The organism is Bacillus sp. SIMBA_008 (assembly GCF_046535495.1).
Lineage (GTDB): Bacteria > Bacillota > Bacilli > Bacillales > Bacillaceae > Bacillus > Bacillus subtilis.
This window is the reverse complement of the sequence record NZ_JAWRWL010000007.1, coordinates 71,958-95,069: the sequence shown is the minus strand read 5'-3', so window position 1 is coordinate 95,069 and position 23,112 is coordinate 71,958. Positions and strand designations below refer to the sequence as shown.

The 23,112-nt window shown below is 46.5% G+C and carries 3 protein-coding genes; all 3 read right to left on the bottom strand.

The genetic code is table 11. The features are described from left to right. Window positions 1-22: 22 nt before the first annotated feature. From ppsC to ppsA, 3 genes are read right to left on the bottom strand one after another with little or no spacing between them, the layout of a single operon-like run. Window positions 23-7,690 carry a plipastatin non-ribosomal peptide synthetase PpsC gene (gene ppsC / locus SB658_RS19845; RefSeq protein ID WP_410602162.1) on the bottom strand — a complete coding sequence of 2,556 codons (7,668 nt, stop codon included), beginning with the start codon at window positions 7,688-7,690 and terminating at the stop codon, window positions 23-25. Window positions 7,691-7,706: 16 nt separating this feature from the next. Beyond that, window positions 7,707-15,389 carry a plipastatin non-ribosomal peptide synthetase PpsB gene (ppsB, locus tag SB658_RS19840; protein WP_144500616.1) on the bottom strand — a complete coding sequence of 2,561 codons (7,683 nt, stop codon included), beginning with the start codon at window positions 15,387-15,389 and terminating at the stop codon, window positions 7,707-7,709. Window positions 15,390-15,413: 24 nt separating this feature from the next. Next, entirely contained in the window at window positions 15,414-23,099 is a 7,686-nt protein-coding gene (ppsA, locus tag SB658_RS19835; protein WP_410602159.1) for a plipastatin non-ribosomal peptide synthetase PpsA, read from the bottom strand. Window positions 23,100-23,112: the final 13 nt, after the last annotated feature.

Genomic DNA, 23,112 nt, shown 5'->3' with positions numbered 1-23,112 from the left:
CATGTCTCCCTGTCACGATTTTCTACAATTCTTCCACCAAGCTGGATATGCTGTCCAAGTCCTCTGCCGTTAATGATTGACTGCTGAAATCGCTCAGTGTCTTTTCTGCTTTCTGTTGACCGGCGCAGTGTTTCATAATGTCCAGCAAAAAGTGTTCAATCCTGTTAATAAGCTGCTCCATTGTGTTTTTGTGAAAGCAGGCTGGCGGATAACTAAGATTGAAATGGAGCTTTTTGTCTGCTGCCATTGCGCTCATCTCGATGATTTGCTCACGCTTCCATGTATGAGTGATATCCTTTCCGCTACCAAGGCTTGATGGGCGGAAGGTGTCCTGTCTTTCGATGTCGTTGAACTGGCCCAAATAGTTAAAGCTGATTTCAGGTGTTTTTGAAAACGTAATGCTTTTATTTTCAGGGTGTGTAAGGTATTTCAGCATACCGTAACCTACCCCTTTGTTTGGTATCCGGCCCAGTGTATCTTTCACGGTTTTTACTGAGGTTCCGAGCTCATCCCTATGATTTTCAAAGCTTATGAGGGCCGGGTACATGGATGTAAACCAGCCGACCGTCCTGCTGATATCTAACTCTGGCAGAATGTGTTCTCTCCCGTGTCCTTCCATAGCGATACGGAGCTTGCTTCCTCCTGTCCATTCACAAATCGCCAAGGATGCTGCGGTTAACAGAATATCTTGTGTATCTGTGCCATAGGCGTGATTGACGTTTTGCAGCAAGACGGCGGTGTCTGCTTCAGTCAGTGAAAAGCTTAATGAGTCCCTTTTGCTGAAGTCGATGTTCACATGATGCGGTATTTCATATGGCAGTTCTGCGGCTTGCTGTTCTTCTACACTTCGCCAATACGCCTCTTCGCGAATCAGCTTACTGCTTTGGGCATATTCCTGTATGCGTCTTGCGTATTCCTGGTAGGAATCCGTTTTAGGTGGAAGCTGGATCGTCTGGCCTGCAGCAGCTTGTTGATATCCGGCTGACAAATCCTCCAGCAAAATCCGCCATGAGACACCATCAACGACAAGGTGATGGATCGCAAGGAACAAGTAATCTCCGGTCAGTGTTTTAAACAAAGCGGCGTGCAACAATGGTCCTTCCTGCAAATTGATGCTTTGCTGAAGATCTGCAACTTCTTGTTTGATTTTCGTCTCCCAGCCGCTTTCTGACTGTGAAAGATCAGAGATTCTTAAGCTGTATAGCTGTGACTCATGAATGCCTTGGTTGATTTGAATCCATCGCCTATCATCGTTGCGATAAACCATCCGAAGCGCATCATGATGCTCCGCCAGTTTTTTCAAGGCTGGTCTAATGGCGTTTTCAGACAAACGTCCAGAATGGAATAGCATGACAGACTGATTGAAATGGTGTCTTTCTTCAATATCTTGTGAAAAAAACCATTGCTGAACAGGCGTCCAAGGAACGTCTCCCTGAACGGGTCCTTGCTCTATGATTCTCTCTGACTTACGGATAAATGGTGATAAGTCCTTTATCTTTGGATGACGGAATAAATCACTTACCTGCAAGCTTAGTCCATAGCGCCCAAGGCGTGCAGAAACTTGAAGGGCTTTGATTGAATCTCCGCCCAATTCAAAAAACGAATCCTCTATTCCGATCCTCTGGATGCCGAGAACTTCCTGCCAGATCAACACAAGTTGGTCTTCAAGGTCATTTCGAGGTGGAGCGTACGTTTGTTTAGATGTGAAATTTGGTTCAGGAAGTGCTTTTCGGTTCAATTTGCCGTTTGATGTGAGCGGGAGAGTCTCCATTTCAATAATGTACGCCGGGATCATATAGTTTGGCAGCGAACGCGCGAGAAGTGAACGTACTTGTTCAGCATTCGTGCCTGCTTTTACGCTGATATAGCCAAACAGCTCTTTGCTCCCGGTCTGGGCTGTACGTGCTAACACTGCGGCTTCTTTGACCCCGTCTATTTGACGAAGTGCTGATTCGATTTCACCCAGCTCCACCCGATAGCCTCTGACTTTTACTTGATCATCAATACGCCCAACGTATTCAATTGTGCCATCAGGAAGCCAGCGCGCCAGATCACCTGTGCGATACAGTCGATCGCCAGGTGCAAATGGATGTGGGACAAATTTCTCTTTCGTTAGATCAGGACGGCCCAAATATCCTCTGGCGACGCCATCTCCGCCGACACAAAGTTCACCGACAGCTCCGACCGGCTGCAGCACTCCCCATTGATTTAAGATATAAGCGGTGGAATTACCAATCGGCCGCCCGATCGGAATGGAAAGTTCATATGTTTTTTGAATGTGAAGGCATGTCGAAAAAGTTGTATTTTCGGTAGGGCCATATCCATTCCATATAGATACTTCAGGGCAGACATTTCTGATTCGATTGACGTGGCTCGGCGACAAAGCTTCTCCGCCAATAATCAAATGTTTCAGCTGTGAAAATGTTTGTTCATTTTGCTCTGTCAAATGATTGAATAGAGAAGATGTCAGCCAAATCGTTGTGATTCCTTGATGTTCTACGTACCTCTTAAGCTGATGGGAATCGAGAAATGTTTGTTGATCAGACAGATGCAAAGCGGCACCATTTAGCAGCGGTCCGAAAATTTCAAATGACCCAACGTCGAAACCGATTGATGATGTCATAAGAAGGCGGTCTTCAGGTGTAAATGTAATATAATTGCTATTTTTAACAAGACGAATTACACTTCGCTGCTCAATCATGACACCCTTTGGTTTACCGGTTGATCCAGAGGTATAAATGATATATGCAAGTGAATGTGGCCCTGCTGAAGAATCAACGTTCTTCGTTTTTCCTTGCTTTTGAATATCTTCGATTATGATTTGTTCACATTCAATGTCTAATAGTTGTTTTTCTGTTTTTTCAGATTGAAGGAGTAATGCCGTCCCGCTGTCTGACAGCATATAAGCTATTCGTTCAACAGGCAGATCAGAAGCAATAGGCAGATAGGCTCCCCCGGCTTTCAGAATGCCCAGCATTCCTGCAATGAGTTCTGGTGTTCTGCCTGTCAACAAGGCTACAACACTATCAGGTCCTACACCCTTAATCTGTAGAACTGAGGCAATTTGATTTGCCCAGCTGTTCAGGTCCTCGTAAGTGAATAATTGGGTGTCGCTGACAATTGCTACGGCATTAGGCGTTTGTTCAGCCTGCATTTCAAAGAGTCTGCTGATGGTTTCATTTCTTGGATAATCTATTTTTGTACGATTGAGCTCGTGGATAAGGTAATGGGTCTCATCCTCATTCAGGATATTTATTGTTCCGAGAGCGGCTTTGTTGTCTTTGATGATGGAGAGTAACATATTGATGAAGTATTGAAGCCACTTTTCTATCGTTTTTTTCTTATATAAGTCAGTACTAAACTCCATTTGGAACGTCAGCAAACCGTGGGGCTGTTCCTGGGCATATAGGGTTAAATCAAATTTGGACGTTTGATGCCCATTGTTTGCTGCAGGTTTGAGACAAAGTTCATCCAGTTCCAACGATTCCTGATCCATGTTTTGAAGAACAAACATTACGTCAAACAGCGGATTTCTGCTCATATCCCGTGTCAATTCAAGTTTATCAACAAGCTCTTCGAACGGGTAATCCTGGTGCTCAAAGGCTTCCAATGCTGTCTCACGCACTTCCTGCAAATACTGTACGAATGGCTTCCCGCCCTCCGGGCGTGTCCGAAGCGCCAGCGTGTTCACAAACATGCCGAGTATCGGCTCAAGATCCTTGTGCGGACGGCCGGCAATTGGCGAGCCGACGATGATATCCTCCTGTCCGCTTAAGCGTGACAAGAACGCGGTGTAAGCCGCAAGGAGCACCATGTACAGTGTGCTTCCGTTTTCTCGTGCCAGCTTGTGAAGGCCTGATGCAACCTCTTGATCCAGCGTAAATGAGACCTTGTCACCCGCGAAGCTTCGCACCGGCGGGCGGGCATGATCAGCCGGAAGATCCAGCACAGGCAGCTCGCCCTCGAGCTGCTTCAGCCAGTACGCCTCTTGCGTTGTGTACGCGTCTCCTGTTTTGAATCCTTCTTGCCATACGGCATAATCTTTATATTGAATGCGCAGCGCCGGAAGCTTCCGATTATTGTACAGCTCGCCGAATTCCCGAATCAGAATGTTGACGGAAACACCGTCTGAAATGATGTGATGCATATCAACCAGCAACAGGTGCCGCTCATCTGATACCTTTACGATTTGGGCACGGAACAGCGGTGCTTGGCTGAGATCAAACGGTTTGATAAATGCGGCTGCGGCCTCCTGTTCGGTTCGTTCGCCGAGAACTGTAGTCTGTAACGTAAACGGCACCTCGTCATGGATGCGCTGCACCGGATCGCCTCCTGCGTCCTGTTCGAAGGAGGTACGAAGCGACTCGTGGCGCTTGATCAGCTCTTTGAAAGCTCTGTCCATCCTTTCAGGGTTGAGCTTCCCTTCGAGCTCTAACACAGCCGGCATATTGTAGCCTGTCCCTCCGTCCTCCAGCTGCTGAAGGACATAAATCCGCTTTTGGGCAGAGGAAACCGGATAGGTTTCCTGTTTTTCAGCGGGCTTAATCGCTTCATATGGACTGTCCGTTCCTTCACGGATAACGGTAGCCAGTCCTTCTACTGTCGGATGGGCAAACACATCTTTTAGCGGCACCTGTACATCGAATTCTTTGGCGATCCGTGAGACAAGCGCCGTTGCTTTTAAGGAATGCCCCCCGCGGTCAAAAAAGTTGTCGTGAATCCCGACAGGGCCATTTTTCAGCACGTCCTCCCACAGCTGAGAAAGCTTCATCTCAGTCACGTTTCTCGGCGCTGTGTAGGTCTCCGCATCTGCCGCTCCGCCAGGAGCTGGCAGGGCGTTTCGGTCGAGCTTTCCGCTTGGCGTAACCGGCCACTGTTCCATTTCTATCATATAGGCTGGGACCATGTAGCCCGGCAACAGTCTCTCAAGCCGCGCCCGGACTTCGTTTCTTTGGAGCCCTTCTACATAAGCGCATAATTCCGGCTCGCCGCTGTCTGTCCGTACGGTAACGGCCGCCTCTCTTACACCTTCTATACTTCTTAGTGCCGCTTCAATTTCTCCCGGTTCAATCCGGTAGCCGCGAATTTTCACCTGATCATCCAACCGTCCCAGGAATTCAACATTCCCGTCAGGGAGCCAGCGCGCCACATCTCCTGTTTTGTACATGCGTTCCCCCGGGTAAAACGGGTCCTCAAGAAAACGCTCCTCCGTTAATGCCGGCCGATTCAAATAACCTCTGGCAACACCCACTCCGGCAATGTACAGTTCGCCGGCGACACCGGAAGGCTGTACGGCTAAATGCGGATCTAAAACATACAAACGCGCACCAGGTACGGGCTTCCCAATCGGAATCCGCAAACGATCCCTGTCCCGTTCTGGATCTAACACGTAAAATGCCGCGTCTACCGTTGCTTCTGTCGGCCCGTAGCCATGGATTAATGATACCTGCGGCAATACAGAAGCAAAACGGGCTGCCGTACGCGGCGCAAGCGGTTCACCTCCGGCGAATACACGCTTTAGGTTTGTCCCGTCACCAAGCGCTAACATTTCCGCTTGATCCAGAAAGCTATTCAGCATAGCCGGAATAAAATGAGCCATTGTCACTTTTTCCTGATGAATGGCTTTTACGATCAATGCGGAGTCTTTTTCCCAGCCGGGCGGAAGCAGATACGCCGAAGCACCGGAAAGAGCCCACCAAAACAGCTGCCACACAGACGCATCAAAGGAAAAAGAGGTTTTCACCATGACAATGTCATCTTCTGAAAGCGGAAACTGGTACTGCATGCCGGTCAGAAAGGAAACAGCCTGGCGGTGCTCAACGGCCACTCCTTTCGGCTGCCCGGTAGACCCCGATGTATAGATGACATAGGCGAGAGAACCGCCGTCAGCAGGAGTAAACAGATGGTTTTCTGCTTTTTCTCTCGCAAGAGATGTCATGTCCACTTCAAGCGTTTCGCCAGAAAAGTTCGGTGCGGAGCATCCCGGCTGTGTCAGCAAGAGCGATGCCCCGCTGTCTTTCAGCATGTAGCTCAGCCGCTCCTTTGGATACGCAGGATCAAGCGGCAAATACGCCCCGCCGGCCTTCAGTACAGCAAGGACAGCGATCAGCATGTCAGGTGAGCGTTCAGACAGGATCCCGACGATACTTTCGTTTGTGACGCCGCGTGCCGCAAGGTGAGCAGCCAGCCGGCTGGCGTACATATCAAGCTCAGCGTATGTCAGCGAACCGCCTGAAAAGCGAACGGCCAGCCGCTCCGGTGTGACTGCCGCCTGTCGCTCAAACAGCCCATGCAGGGTTGGGGCTTCAGGTGAAACAGATACTGTCCTGTTATTTTGAGAAACGATTTTCCGTGTTTTGTCCTCATCTAGCAATGTCATCTTTGACACAGGAAGAGATGGATCAGAGATGACGTCAGAGATCATGTGCTGTAAATAATCTTTTATCTCATACATCATATTTGGTTGATAAGCGCCTGTATGAAAATGAATCCGAACGTACAAAGTACGCCCTGGGATCACTTTGACACTGCATCTATAATTAGTTACCTCTTCCATCTCAAAATCTTTCACGGAGAAATCAAATGATCCAGCTTGATTCAGCTCTTCAATCTCTTGTTGAGTAGGTGTATTTTCAAAGACGATAATATGATCAATCAGCTCTTGTTTAAGAGCGCTCTGCGCCTGAATGTCATATAAAGGGAAGTAACTATACGCTTCTGCTTCAGTCATGTCCTTTTGCATTCCGCTGACTAGGTCAGAAAAAGACAGAAAATCACTTTGGACTCGAATAGGAATGGTATTGATAAAAAGTCCGACCATGTTTTCCACATCTTTTAGCTCAGAAGGTCTGCCTGATATAACTGATCCGAACACAGCATCGTCGCGACGATTGAACTTTTGGAGCATGATTCCCCATAAAGCTTGGAAAACAGTGTTAAGTGTCGCACCACATGCTACAGCGATTTTCTGTAATTCGGAGGTTTCTTTTTCAGGAATGGTAAACGTGATCTGCTGTAATGTCCCGTCCGACATTTGATCTGTTCTTTTTGGCAGAGGCGAAGCTTTTTCGAAATGCTGAAGCCTTTTTTTCCAATACTCAGCTGCTTCTTCACGCTCTTGCTGCATCAGCCATTTAATATACGTCCCGTACGGCTGTACGGGAGGCAAATCAGGAAATTGCCCTTTTCCAAGCGCTTGATAAATATGGAGAAAGTCTTTAATGACGATGCCTAAACACCAGCCATCCATTAAAATATGATGGTGGCTCCAGATACAGACATAATGATCAGGCGCCCATTTTAAAATAGATATTCTCATCAGTACATCCGTTTGGAGATCAAAGCCTTTTGATTTGTCCTGTTCTTTGAATGCCTCTGTACAATGTTCTTTATCTTTTTCATTGAGATGAGAAATATCTTCAACATGAACATGGCAATGACGTTGCTTGAGCACGACTTGACGAGGTTTGGCTACATTTTTATAGATGAATGCTGTTCGAAAGATATCGTACCTGTCAAAAACAGCATCCATACTTTTCTGGAAACGCTCCAAGTCAAGCTGTCCATTGATCGTAAAAGAAGCCTGTTCAAAATAAGCTCTCGACTGCTCATCATACAATGAGTGAAAAAGCATCCCTTCCTGCATAAATGACAAAGGGTATATATCCTGTATTTCAGGTTGCTGCGGCATCAGTGAATCTCCTCTCCTATAGTTTGTTGACGGCTCCCATGATCTCACTCAATTCATCAAGCGTTAAGTCTTCATCAGTGAAATCAGATGCGCTCCACTCTCGGTTTTCTTTGCCGGTACAATGCTCAATGATGTTTTCCAGAGTCTGTTTAAAATGCCTGGAAAATGTTTGGATTGTTTTTTCCTCAAATTGAACCCTGTTATAGATGATGTGCATGTTCAGGCACCCCGAAGAAACGGCGCCGCTGATATCCAGTGCATAAGGACGCTCCCAGTTCGGGCTGATCTCATTTCCTGGCTTGATGTCAGACACCTCAAAGGCATTTGATTGAATATCCTGATCAAACTGGCCTAAATAATTAAAGCTGATTTCTGGGCTGTTTTTCTGAGAGCCCCATCTTTTGCTGATATATTTCAGCACGCCGTAGCCCGCGCCTTTATGCGGTATACGGTGCAGCATATCTTTTGTCTGTTTAATAAGGTGGCCCAGCCGCTCTTCTTTGTCCTTATGATCGGAATCTCTCATATCAAGCCACACAGGATAAATAGAGGTGAACCAGCCAACAGTTCTGCTAATATCGATGTCCTCAAGATATGATTCCCTTCCGTGGCCCTCCATGCTGATTTTAAATTGGTTATTTCCCGTCCATTTCTGCAAAGCAAGACCTAAAGCTGTCAGAAGGATATCATTCATCTCCGTGCTGTAAGCTTTATGTGCAGCCGTTAGTAGTAATTCTGTGTGATGGCGAGATAGCTCAAAATCAATCACTTCTGTATCTTTGAATGTGTTAGATGCTGCGTCATTGTCTTTTGGAATAGGCTGGATGTGACGGCTCTCGCACTCATCCCAGTACGCTGCTTCGCGCTGCACCTGGCGGCTTTTAGAGTAGTCAACTATTCTTTGTGAATACGTTAAATATGAATCTGTTTTTTGCGGCAGTTTAATAGATTCTCCTGAGACTGCCTGTTTGTAAGCAGCTGAAAAATCCTCGAACAAAATGCGCCAGGAAACCGCATCAACAACTAAGTGATGAATCGTCAGAAATAAATGGTCACCATTCTCGGTTCTAAACAATCCAGCGTGAAGTAAGGGGCCGGTTTCCAAACGAATATGTTCTTGCATCCGGCTGGCTGCTTCCTCAATCGTGTACCGTGCTTCTGTTAGGCTATCCTTTACATCAAACAGTTCAAGTGCATATAGCTCCTCATCTGAAAGATCTATTCCTCTGTTTATCTGCACCTGCCTGCCATCTTCATGCCGGCATACGATTCTCAGTGCATCATGATGAGTCACAAGGCTTTTTAGTACTTTTCTAAGCGCAGCCTCATCAAATCGTTCAGCCCGGTAGATCATAACGGACTGGTTAAAATGATGGCTTTCCAGAGATTGCGAGAAAAACCACTGCTGGATAGGTGTCCAAGTAATCTCGCCTTCGACCGGGCCTTGGTCAATGGCGCGTACGTCTTTTCGAACCCGGGCGGACAGTTCACCAAGAGTCTGATGTTCAAACATCTCACGTACTGTCGTTTCAAATCCGCGCTGCTTCAGTCTGGCACAAACCTGCAGCGCTTTAATAGAGTCTCCGCCAAGCTCAAAGAAATTGGCGCTTACACCCAGCTCATCTACATTAAGAAGCTCCTCCCAAATTTCAGCCATCACCGTTTCAATCTCATTTCTAGGACTGATATCATCAGCTGTATAAGCGTGTTTTTCAGGCTCTGGCAGGGCTTTCTGATCGAGCTTTCCATTAACAGTCACCGGGATGCTGTCAATTTGTATCATACGGGCAGGCAGCATAAAGTCAGGCAAGGCGTTTTTTAGGTAAGTTCGGATGTCTGATATATTCGCAGCCTGTTGATCTTTTATCACCATATATGCATATATAGCTGTTTGCCCTTGCTCGTCTGCTCTGGTAATGACAGCCGCCTCTTTAATCATTGGATACTGAAGAAGTGCCGCTTGGATTTCGCCTAACTCAATACGGTGCCCTCTGACTTTCACCTGCTCATCAATGCGGCCTAAGTATTCCAGCTCGCCATTTGACAGGCGCTTAGCAAGATCTCCTGTTCGGTATAATCTGTCTCCCGGAAGATAAGGATTGGATACAAAACGGTCAGCGGTCAGCTCATCTCTGTTGAGATATCCCCGTGCCACACCTTCGCCGCCTATATACAGCTCCCCTGGAACTCCGATCGGCTGCAGATTCATATGAGCATCCATCACATAAGCCTGCAGAGTTGAAAGCGGCCGTCCGATATTGCTTTTATTTTTTACAATGTCTGCTGCGGACAATTTTTTGAATGTTACATGGACCGTTGTTTCTGTAATACCGTACATATTAATCAAATCAGTATGAGGATATTTTTTATTCCAGCTTTGAAGCATGCCGGGCTGTAAGGCTTCGCCGCCAAAAATCACGTAGCGGATGTTTAAATGATCTGTATGATTTTGATCTTCAAGCATCAAGCCGTAAAAAGCAGTCGGGGTCTGATTGAGTACAGTGACGCGCTCTTTTTTTAATAATAAACGGAATGCATGGGGGTCACGGGCTGTTTCTTTAGAGACCACGACTAATGTACCTCCGTTCAATAACGCACCGAACATCTCCCATACAGAGAAATCAAAGCAATAAGAATGAAATAACGTCCAGATGTCTTCATGGTTAAATTCAAAAGGCAGGTTTTGATGCTTCAAGAGACTGATCACATTGCGGTGCTCGACAATGACTCCCTTTGGCTGGCCAGTCGTTCCAGATGTGTATATCACGTATGCGGGCTGATCTGTTACTATTTCTTGAATGTTTACATCAGCCGGAAATGAGTCGTTTTCACATTCATCGATATACAAAATATGCCCGGTGTAGTCTGCAGGTTTGTTTTGACCGCGCTCTGTCAGCAGCCGTTTTGCTCCGCTGTCATTAAGCATAAAGCTAATACGCTCCTTGGGATATTCAGGATCAATCGGCAAATAGGCCCCGCCAGCTTTTAAAATCGATAAAACGCCAATGATCACATCAGGTGACCGATCGAGCATCAGACCGACGATATCGCCAGTTCTCACCCCTTGTTTGATCAGCATAGCAGCTGCCCGCTCGGCTTTTTCATTCAGGTCTCGATACGTAAGCTGAGAATGGCCGCACACCACTGCGATATGCTCCGGATATTTAGCGGCTTGCTTTTCAAATAAGCTTACTATGTTTTCATTTCTCGGATAAGCCGCATACTGTCCCATTTTTTCAAGGAGCAACCTACGCTCTGCAGCAGGAAGCAATTGCATGTCCGAAATTCTCATCTCGGTATCCGCCGTTACCCCTTTCACCAATTCAATAAAATAGGATGCCCAATGCGTAATGGTTTCTTCTTCAAAAAGAGCAGTGCTGTATTCAAAACGGCAGCGTATTCCACTCGGATGCTCCTCAGCGTGTAATGTTAAATCGAATTTAGATATATCATGTTTAGGAGTGACAGACGAAATCGACAGACCAGGCACTTCGAACCGGAAATCTTCACTGCTTTGAAGCACAAGCATCGCATCGAACAGCGGGTTGCGATTTATCTCTCGATTTGTATCGAGCTTATCTGCCAGCTCCTCAAAAGGATAATCCTGATGCTCGTAAGCGGTCAGAGCCAGGTGGCGAATGTCCTGCAAATAGGAGCTGAACGTTTTGTGGCCCTCGGGCTTGCTGCGCATCGCCAATGTATTGACGAACATCCCGATGACGCGCTCCAGATCAGCGTGCGGTCTTCCGGCAGCAGGCGAACCGACAACAATATCCTCTTGCCCGCTTAGCTTAGATAACAAAATAGAATAGACAGCCAGAAGAATCATATACAATGTTGTTCCCGTTTCAGCCATTAAACGGTGCAGTTCATCAGCCATGTCTTTATCAATGTTGACTTCAATTGTTCCACCGCTGAAATCAGGGAAACGCGGCCTTGTTTTATCAAGCGGTAATTCTAGTGTAGGAAGACTCCCGCCAAGCTGACCAAGCCAGTAGGCCTCCTGTTTTTTGTATAGCTCTTTCGGGTGCTTCTCTTGCTGCCAAACAGCAAAATCCTTATAATGCAGGTTTAAAGCTGGCAACTCTTTTCCGCAATATAAGTCAGTAAATTCTTGGACAAGAGTGCTCATCGAGACACCGTCGGCAATAATATGGTGCATATCGAGCAGCAAAAAGCCGCGATTATTGCCCATTGTAATGACACATGCTCTAAAAAGCGGACCGGATGATAGATCAAACGGTTTGATAAAGGTCTCGATTGCAGACTCAAGCATTTGTTCTGATTCCATTTCAAGCTCTTTTAGATCAAAAGCTATCTCTGGGTAAATGATCTGCACAGGCTCGTCTCTGTCAAGCACAAAAACAGTCCGTAATGCTTCATGCCGATTCACAAGTTCTGTGAGAACGCTTCTCAACCGCTGGCGATTCAGACTTCCGCGTAATTCAAGTACAGCTGGCATGTTATAACCTGTGCTGTCATCTGCCAGCTGATGAAGAGCATATAATCGTTTTTGCGAGAAAGACAGCGGATAGACATCTCTTTGATCCGCAGGTTCAATCTGTGTAAAAGCGTGTTCTTTTAAGCTCATCAATTTGACCGCCATGCTTTCAACCGTCGGATAAGAAAACACCTCACTGAGCGGCAGCTCGACATTAAGCTTTTTATGTATTCTTGATACCAGTGCGGCCGCTTTTAAGGACTGTCCGCCTAACTGAAAGAAATCATCACGAATGCCGATGTGCTGTTTATTCAGCACATCTTCCCAAATATGTGCGAGATCAGCTTCGATTAAGGTTCGGGGCGCCATATATGTGACATTCGTATTGTTTTCTGGTTCAGGAAGCGCAAACCTGTCAAGCTTGCCGCTGGATGTTAATGGCATCCGGCTGATGTTGATAATACTTGCTGGGATCATATAGGACGGCAATGTCCCGGCAAGATGCTGATACAAATCTGGGAGGCTGTTTCCCTTTTCTGGAACGATAAAAGCAACAAGCTCCTTTTCCTCAGCAGAAACATCACGGGCCAGTACCGCGGCTTCCTTTACCCCCGGTGCTTGTTGAAGAACTGTTTCAATCTCTCTCAGTTCAATACGGTACCCCCTAATTTTTACTTGATCATCAAAACGTCCAATATATTCAATCGTTCCATCAGGCAAAAAGCGGCCTGCATCACCTGTTCGGTATAAACGCTCTCCTTCAAGGAATGGATGATCAGAGAATGCTTTCTGTGTCAGCTCTTGCTGTTTGTAGTATCCTCTCGCAAGACCCGCGCCGGAAATACACAGTTCACCCGCCGCGCCGATCGGCTGCATTTGATTTCCGTGCAAAACAAATACTTTTGTGTTTCTGATCGGATGTCCGATCGTGATCCTCTCTTTTTCATTCAGATGCCGCAATATTGTTGTTGCCACACTGTTTTCTGTGGGCCCGTATTCATTTGCCAGTTCTGCAGAAGGACAAATCATTTGACTCAACTCAAGTAGATCAGGCGTGACCGCTTCACCCGCAAATGTCACAATACGAAGACTTTTTGCATCGTCAGCAGTCATCACTTCCAATAACACCCTGTACAGGGAAGGAACAATGATCATGTGGCTGACCTTATAACGAGCTATTTTTCGCTTAAGGGCCAGCACATCCTTCGCTTCGTCATCTGTTGTCAGCAGTACGCACGCACCAGATAAAAGCGGGGTAAATAAGCTCGTTACACAGCCGTCAAACACGTACGAAAACAAATGGAGGGATATATCCTGTACGGTCATGCCATACTCTTCCCGTCTCCATTGCAATGTATTGGCAATACCGTGATGATCAACTAAAACCCCTTTAGGGCGCCCCGTCGTTCCCGACGTATAGATCAAGTAGGCTAGGTCACCTGGCGGCATATTTGGCGCTTCTGTTTGGTAACTTTCTGTATGTTCTATCGTTATCGTATTTCCTTCATAGGACGGAGGGATCAAAGAAATAAGGTCTTCTTCTATCAGCAATTGAGCCGCTTGACTGTCCTTCAGCAGGAAAGAAAGACGTTCTTCTGGAAAATGTGGATCAAGCGGCATATAAGCGCCGCCTGCTTTCCAAATCCCAAGCAAAGCTGCAGGCATTTCCATTGACCGGTTCATCATCACAGCCACGATATCTCCAGATCCAACGCCTTTTTCTATCAGGGCGTGCGCAATCTGATTAGCTCTTATATTTAATTGGCGATAGGTCCAGCAATCGTCTCCCATTTTTAATGCAGCCGCTTCAGGTGTTTTGCGGGCTTGTTCCTCGAACAATTGGGATATCGTTTTGTTCACATAAGGACGCTCAGTTTCGTTAAACAATTGGATAACCTGTTGCTCCTCCGGCGGCACGATATTGATGTCACTGACGGCAACATCGGGATTTGTCAAAATGCAATCCAGTGCTTGCTTTAGATGCCCCTGAATCCTCAGCATCTCCTCCCGCTCGTAAACGTCTGCGTTGTAGCTGAATTTGATATAAAATGATTCTCCCGGAACGATAACGATATTAAAGTCGTAATTGGTTTGTTCCGACATTGAAATGTCACTCAGCTTCAGAGCGCCTTCGTCATTTTCACTCTCCACGCTTAATGCCTGATGAAGCTGTACAGGGTAATTTTCAAAAACAAAAATATGATCGATCAACCCTTGCTTCAATGGACTATGGTTTTGAATCTCATAAAGCGGATAATAGCCATGCTGTTCAGATGATAAAATATCCTCCTGTACGGCTTTGACCAGCGAAGAAAACGTTATGCCTTCCGCAGATCGGATTCGCACTGGAACAGTATTGATAAACAAGCCGACCATTGATTCAATCCCGTCAATCGCTGACGGGCGTCCCGAAATGACGGAGCCAAAAACGGCATCATCTGCAGCATTATATCGATGGAGCAGCACGCCCCAAATACTCATAAACAGCGTGTTTAATGTCACTCCCCAGTTTTGGGCAGCCTCTGTCAGTTTCTCAACCATATCCGGCGCTAATGAAAAGCTGACCTGGGCGGCTTTATAATCCCCCTCTGCCGTGCGGCGCCTTATTCGGGGAATAGAAGCAGTATTGCCGTACTCCTTCAAATATTCGCTCCAGTAGGCAGCAGTCTCTTCTTGATCTTGTTCTCCGAGCCATTCAATATAACGGCTGTACGGCACCGTGCTGCCAAGCTGTACAGGTGAGTTATTTTTGAGCGAATCATACATGCTGAAAAACTCTTTAAGAATTATGCCGAGACACCACCCATCCATGATGATATGGTGATGTGTCCAGACACATGTATATTGGCTGTCTCCTCTATCAAAAAGGGCAAGACGCATTAAAGGATCTTTTTGCAAATCAAATCCTTTTTCCCGATCCTTAGTCATAAAAGCATCAATCAGCGCCTGCTGTTCTTGATCAGCCAGGCGAGAAATATCTTCTCTATATACTGTCAATTCCCGGTTTGATAAGACTACCTGCTGCGGACCTGTAAGATCTGGTACTTCTTTAATGAAAATCGTTCTGAAAATATCATATCTAGAAACAAGAAGGTTTAAGCTCTTTTGAAACGAGTCGACGCATAGATTCCCTGTGATCGTAAACGAGGTCTGTTCGATATATGCTTTCGAGCTGAAATCCATTAGTGAATGAAACAGCATTCCTTCCTGCATGTGCGATAACGGATAAATATCTTGAATTTGTGCCGATTGTGCCATCAATTCCACACACCTTTTCAAAAGTTAAAGATCTTTCACGAGATCTTCGATGCTAGATAATGCAGACAACGTTAATTCCTTATTGCTGAAATCGCTCAATGTTTTTTCGCGTGCTTTTTTCTGCGAACAATGCTCAATCGTCTCGATAAGATGCCTGTGAAAACGATCCATAAAGTACTCAATTGAGTGCTTGCTGAACACCTGGGTGTATACCGCTTTTACTTGAAGCCGTCCGTCCGTAATGAGAGCATTGATGTCCAGCTCATACTCTCGTTCTCTCTCACCCGCTATTTCGTGACGGGGCTGGTAATATGATAATTGAAACGTATCAGCTTCCTTCTCTTCGCTAAATTGACCGAGATAATTAAAGCTGACCTCAGGCTCTTTATGCCGCAGTTCTCCTATGTGTGTTAACAATCCATATCCAGTTCCTTTGTTCGGTACTCTTCTCAGCATATCTTTTGTCGTCTTAATTCGGTATGCGAGCTGATCCTCGAAAGGCTCGGGAATACCCATGTCTAGCAGAATAGGATAAATGGAAGTAAACCATCCAACGGTCCTTGAAATATCAATGTTTGGCACATGCCCTTCTCTGCCGTGTCCCTCAGTGCTGATCACGATATGGTCATGCCCTGTCCATTCAGAAAGCGCCATTCCTAAAGCCGTAAGCAAAAGTTCGTTGGCATCAGTACCATAGGCTTGCTGGGTTTCAAACAGCAATTTTTCAGTCCAGTCCCCGGATAGTACAAACGCAGCTGCGTCGCTGTTCATTTGGAGTCTGTCCGGCACATTTTCTATGTCCTTAGGAAGAAAAGCAGTGTGAGCGTCTAAAATCGTTTGCCAATACGGTTTCTCTGAAAGCAATTGTTTACTTTCAGCTATTTGGGTAAGACCATCGGCGTAGGATAAATAAGAATCCGTTTTTGGCGGTAATTGGATTTCTTTCTTTTCTAAAGCCTGTTGATATGCTGCAGCTAAATCTTCAAGCAGAATTCTCCAAGAAACGCCATCTATCACAAGATGATGAAGTGCAATCAGCAAATGATCCCCTTCTGCCGTTTTAAACAAGCCTGCTTGCAGCAAAGGCCCTTTTTCTACATTCATTTTGCTTTGAATGACGGTTTCCTCAGCGGCAAGTTTTTCATCAAGATGAGCCCTTTCCAGCGATGCTTTTGTCCAATCTGAAATATAAAGGCCAAACAGTTCATAATCCTTGTGATTGATTCCGCGATTAAACTGAATGACATGGCCGTTTTGGTCATGTTGGAAAATCATGCGAATGGCATCATGATGCTCGGTTATTTTACGCAGCGCTAGATGAAGCGCGTTAGCATTGAATCCTTTTTCACTGAAAAGCATGACGGACTGGTTGTAATGATAGTGAAAAGCATGTACCTGTCCGAAAAATCTTCGCTGAATCGGGGTGAGTTCAGCTTCACCTTCCGCAGGTCCCTGGTCCGCTTGAGATGCCAATGGTGTGATATGTCCGCATAGTTCCTGAATCGTTGAATAACGGAATAAGTCGCGTATTGTCATGCTCCAGCCTTCAGCTGCCAGACGTGCTGCCACTTGTAATGCTTTAATTGAGTCTCCGCCAAGCTCAAAAAAGGAATCGTGAATGCCGACTCGTGACATGCTCAGTACATCTTCCCATATATACGCCATCGTTTTTTGCATGTCGTTAACTGGTGCGGTATATGGACGCGATAACACATTATTTGGAGCCGGCAAGGCATTTCTGTCCAGCTTTCCGTTTAGGGTTAGCGGCATGTTTTCTAAAGGAATCAGATGTGCAGGAATCATATACGCTGGCAGCTCCTTTGTTAAAGCAGCACGGAGAGCATTCGTATTGACGTCTGAAGGCACAATATATGCTGCCAAACCAGCCTGTCCATTCTTATCATGCTGAACGGCAACAGCAGCTTCTCTGACAAGCCCCGTTTGAAGCAGAACACTTTCAATTTCTTCTGTTTCAATTCTGTATCCATTTATCTTCACTTGATAATCCATTCGGCCAAGAAGCCGGATCGTTCCGTTTGGAAGCCAGCATGCTCGATCACCGGTTCTGTACAGCCTTTCTCCAGAGACAAACGGATTTTCTGTAAATTTCATTTGCGTTAAGTCAGGTTTATGATGATAGCCTTTCGCAACACCTGCCCCGCCGATGCACAGCTCGCCGGCAACACCGATCGGCTGAATTTGATCAGTCTGGCTGAGTACGTACATGTGTACATTCGGCAGCGGGCTGCCGATTGGTACGTTATCTCCCGTACACTCTCCACCCATACTGGTTTCATAGAAACTCGAATCAATGGTTGCCTCTGTGACACCATAGCTATTAATGATGCGCATGCTTTGGCCAAAGCGATCTGTCAATGTTTTGAAATCTTGAGCTTTCACCATGTCGGAACCAAGAATCAGCATGTCTAAGTCAGGAAGCTTGAACTGGTTACGGTATACATACTCCATCACCGGGATAATGAGAGCCGGTGTCGACTCCATCACCGTGATTCTCTGAGAGTTCATGATTTTATATATTTCAGCAGGTTCCAGCCGTGTTTCATCTGGGCAAACGATTAGAGTCCCGCCGTTGGTCAATGTTCTCGCCAAATCTCCTGAGAAGACATCGAATGAAAAGCTCGCGATTTGAAGCAGTCTGACAGGCTTCCGATCCAGTTCATAAATTTGACGCCAAGCAAGAGCAGCATGAGTAAAGTTCTGATAGGTGACAATAACACCTTTAGGCGCACCCGTCGTTCCTGACGTATAAATGATATATACCGGCTCTTCAGGAGCAGGAGATAAGTTAAGGTTGCAGTTACTTTCTTCATAAGTGCTTTCATCGTCAAGGCAGATATGAGACATCTCAGATTCAGGAAAGTTTGAAATCAAATGCTTCAACTCTCTCTGTAAAAGAAGAATATCTGCCCCGCTATCACGAAGAATGTATTCAATACGGGCTTTTGGATAATGTGAATCGATTGGGATATACACTCCGCCAGCTTTCATCACTGCCAGCACCCCAACAATTGCATCGATGGACCGCTTGGCTAAAACAGCCACAGTTGGCTTCGGTCCTTTTCTGTTTTGCAATGTTCGTGCCAGACGATTGGCTCTTTCATTTAGAAGGCGATAGCTAATCTCTGTTTCGTTATCAATAACAGCTATATGTTCTGGAATTTCTTCAGCTTTCGCTTCAAATATGCGATGAAAAGGAACATCTTTTTGAGCAAATTCAACTTGAGTTTTGTTAAATTCAAAGACTATTTTTTGTTTTTCTTTATCACTAAGTATGTTTATTTGTGCAAGGCTTGTTTCAGGAGTTGAAAGTGCCTCATGCAGAAATTCGATAAAATGATCAGCCCAGCGTTCAATCGTAGCTTTCAGGAATACTTCTGTACTAAATTCCATTTCGCAGCAAATAGATCCACTTATTTCCGTAGCTATTAATGTGATATCAAATAAGGAAATGTGATGTGCGAAATTGGCAGGCCGGACTTTTATTTCTCTCAGATCTATGTCTTGTTTTTCCACATTTTGAAGGATAAACATCGCATCAAACACTGGGTTCCGGCTCATATCTCGTGTCAATTCAAGCTTATCGACAAGCTCTTCGAACGGGTAATCTTGGTGCTCAAAGGCTTCCAATGCTGTCTCACGCACTTCCTGCAAATACTGTACGAATGGCTTCCCGCCCTCCGGACGTGTCCGAAGCGCCAGTGTGTTCACAAACATGCCGAGTATCGGCTCAAGATCCTTGTGCGGCCGGCCGGCAATTGGCGAGCCGACGATGATATCTTCCTGTCCGCTTAAGCGTGACAAGAACGCGGTGTAAGCCGCAAGGAGCACCATGTACAGTGTGCTTCCGTTTTCTCGTGCCAGCTTGTGAAGGCCTGATGCAACCTCTTGATCCAGCGTAAATGAGACCTTGTCACCCGCGAAGCTTCGCACCGGCGGGCGGGCATGATCAGCCGGAAGATCCATCACAGGCAGCTCGCCCTCGAGCTGCTTCAGCCAGTACGCCTCTTGCGTTTTGTACGCGTCTCCTGTTTTGAATCCTTCTTGCCATACGGCATAATCTTTATATTGAATGCGCAGCGCCGGAAGCTTCCGATTATTGTACAGCTCGCCGAATTCCCGAATCAGAATGTTGACGGAAACACCGTCTGAAATGATGTGATGCATATCAACCAGCAACAGGTGCCGCTCATCTGATACCTTTACGATTTGGGCACGGAACAGCGGCGCTTGGCTGAGATCAAACGGTTTGATAAATGCGGCTGCGGCCTCCTCTTCGGTTCGTGCGCCGAGAACTGTAGTCTGTAACGTAAACGGCACCTCGTCATGGATGCGCTGCACCGGATCGCCTCCTGCGTCCTGTTCGAAGGAGGTCCGAAGCGACTCGTGGCGCTTGATCAGCTCTTTGAAAGCTCTGTCCATCCTTTCAGGGTTGAGCTTCCCTTCGAGCTCTAACACAGCCGGCATATTGTAGCCTGTCCCTCCGTCCTCCAGCTGCTGAAGGACATAAATCCGCTTTTGGGCAGAGGAAACCGGATAGGTTTCCTGTTTTTCAGCGGGCTTAATCGCTTCATATGGACTGTCCGTTCCTTCACGGATAACGGTAGCCAGTCCTTCTACTGTCGGATGGGCAAACACATCTTTTAGCGGCACCTGTACATCGAATTCTTTGGCGATCCGTGAGACAAGCGCCGTTGCTTTTAAGGAATGGCCCCCGCGGTCAAAAAAGTTGTCGTGAATCCCGACAGGGCCATTTTTCAGCACGTCCTCCCACAGCTGAGAAAGCTTCATCTCAGTCACGTTTCTCGGCGCTGTGTAGGTCTCCGCATCTGCCGCTCCGCCAGGAGCTGGCAGGGCGTTTCGGTCGAGCTTTCCGCTTGGTGTAACCGGCCACTGTTCCATTTCTATCATATAGGCTGGGACCATGTAGCCCGGCAACAGGCTCTCAAGTTGCGCTCGGACTTCGTTTCTTTGGAGCCCTTCTACATAAGCGCATAATTCCGGCTCGCCGCTGTCTGTCCGTACGGTAACGGCCGCCTCTCTTACACCTTCTATACTTCTTAGTGCCGCTTCAATTTCTCCCGGCTCAATCCGGTAGCCGCGGATTTTTACCTGATCATCCGTGCGCCCGAGGAATTCAACATTCCCGTCAGGGAGCCAGCGCGCCACATCCCCTGTTTTGTACATGCGTTCACCCGGGTAAAATGGGTCCTCAAGAAAACGCTCCTCCGTTAATGCCGGCCGATTCAAATAACCTCTGGCAACACCCGCTCCGGCAATGTACAGTTCGCCGGCGACACCGGAAGGCTGTACGGCTAAATGCGGATCTAAAACATACAAACGCGCACCGGGTACGGGCTTCCCAATCGGAATCCGCAAACGGTCTCTGTCCCGTTCTGGATCTAACACGTAAAATGCCGCGTCTACCGTTGCTTCTGTCGGCCCGTAGCCATGGATTAATGATACCTGCGGCAATACAGAAGCAAAACGGGCTGCCGTACGCGGCGCAAGCGGTTCACCTCCGGCGAATACACGCTTTAGGTTTGTCCCGTCACCAAGCGCTAACATTTCTGCTTGATCCAGAAAGCTATTCAGCATAGCCGGAATAAAATGAGCCGTTGTCACTTTTTCCTGATGAATGGCTTTTACGATCAATGCGGAGTCTTTTTCCCAGCCGGGCGGAAGCAGATACGCCGAAGCACCGGAAAGAGCCCACCAAAACAGCTGCCACACAGACGCATCAAAGGAAAAAGAGGTTTTCACCATGACAATGTCATCTTCTGAAAGCGGAAACTGGTGCTGCATGCCGGTCAGAAAGGAAACAGCCTGGCGGTGCTCAACGGCCACTCCTTTCGGCTGCCCGGTAGACCCCGATGTATAGATGACATAGGCGAGAGAACCGCCGTCAGCAGGAGTAAACAGATGGTTTTCTGCTTTTTCGCCTGCAAGAGATGTCATGTCCACTTCAAGCGTTTCGCCAGAAAAGTTCGGTGCGGAGCATCCCGGCTGTGTCAGCAAGAGCGATGCCCCGCTGTCTTTCAGCATGTAGCTCAGCCGCTCCTTTGGATACGCAGGATCAAGCGGCAAATACGCCCCGCCGGCCTTCAGTACAGCAAGGACAGCGATCAGCATGTCAGGTGAGCGTTCAGACAGGACACCGACGATACTTTCGTTTGTGACGCCGCGTGCCGCAAGGTGCGCAGCCAGCCGGCTGGCGTACATATCAAGCTCAGCGTATGTCAGCGAACCGCCTGAAAAGCGAATGGCCAGCCGCTCCGGTGTGAAAGCTGCCTGTCGCTCAAACAGCCCATGCAGGGTGAAAGCTTTAGGCGAAACAGCTTCCGTCTTGTTAAACTCATACAACAATTTTTGCTTTTCTCTTGTATTCGTCATATCTAATTCTCTTATAAAGCTGTGCGGATGTTGAAGGGCGTTTTCCAGTATGGTAAGCAGATGAGATTGTATTCGTTTAATATCCTCAAGAGAAAACAAGGTATTTTGATAGTCGAAATTTAATTGAATGGTTCCATTGTCTATCCGTTCTTGTATTTGAACTGAAAGCTCGTTCGCGGTGTATCCGCTGAAATAAAGCGCTGTTTCATAGTCAAAATCATCTGCATTATGCCACTGAAGTGGCTGATACTGCATAGATATACCGATAAGGTTGTGTAAATCCTTCTGTTCATTTCTTAATTCATTTACAAGCAAATTATAAGGAAACCGTTGATGACGCATAACAGAAAGCTGTTCCCTGCCTATTGTGCGGACAAAGGAAAGAAAATCTGTGTCAGGATCAACCGTTATTCTGATTGGAAGAGAACTAACGAACATGCCGAGCATTTCTTTTTCAGCCTTTGACCCTCTGTTGCCATAGTAGGTGCCAATGGCAAGATCTTTTTTAGAAGTGATTCGGCTGATGCATATGTAAAATGAAGCCATAAATAAGGAAATGATATTGATCTTGTGTTCTTCGCAGAAGATTCGAATCGTTTGCTCTAAATCAGGTGAAAGAATGATGGTGTCTCTGGATGCAGAAGTGCTCTGTTTTTGTAAGGACGTCTGGTCGGCTAACGAGTGGTATTCCAACGGGTGCTCAAAGGTTTGCGTCCAAAATAAACGGTCCTTTGCAAACCGCGGAGATTGTAGATATTGACTCTCTTTTTCGATGTAACTCAAGTAAGAAGGTTCCGGCTGATCAGGTAAAGGATCTTTCTTTTTCATTTTTTGATAAAGATCTATAATTTGATTTCCCATCACATTTAAAGAGATTCCATCCATTATGATATGATGGAATTTCGCAAATAGCCAAACTTCATGAGAGTCAATTCTAAGGAGGTAAAATTGATAAAGAGGCGAGTTGAACAGTTTAAATGGAATGCTCGCTTGATCCTGAATCCATTGCTCTATTTCTATCATTTCAACATTTGAAAAATCAATTATTCTAAGTGGATAATATTTATATTCAGTAAGGTGCAATCGCGGCTCAAGCTCTTCTCCTTCTAACAGCTGAAATCTAATGGCGTCGTTGCGGGAGATGGAATGATTCAGCGCTCCCTCGAGAGTATCAAGCTCAATATTGCCTTTGAATTTCACACAGGCTGTGAGATTGCAAATGCTGGTATCTGGCTCCAGCAGTTCGGTAAACCACACTCTCCTTTGGGCATGGGTTAAAGAATAAGTATTTTCGCTCAACGGATTCCCTCCA

Bases quoted from the DNA above. Each gene is read 5' to 3' on its own strand.
- ppsC (WP_410602162.1), bottom strand. From the start codon at position 7,690: ATGCCGCAGCAACCTGAAATACAGGATATATACCCTTTGTCATTTATG.
- ppsB (WP_144500616.1), bottom strand. From the start codon at position 15,389: ATGGCACAATCGGCACAAATTCAAGATATTTATCCGTTATCGCACATG.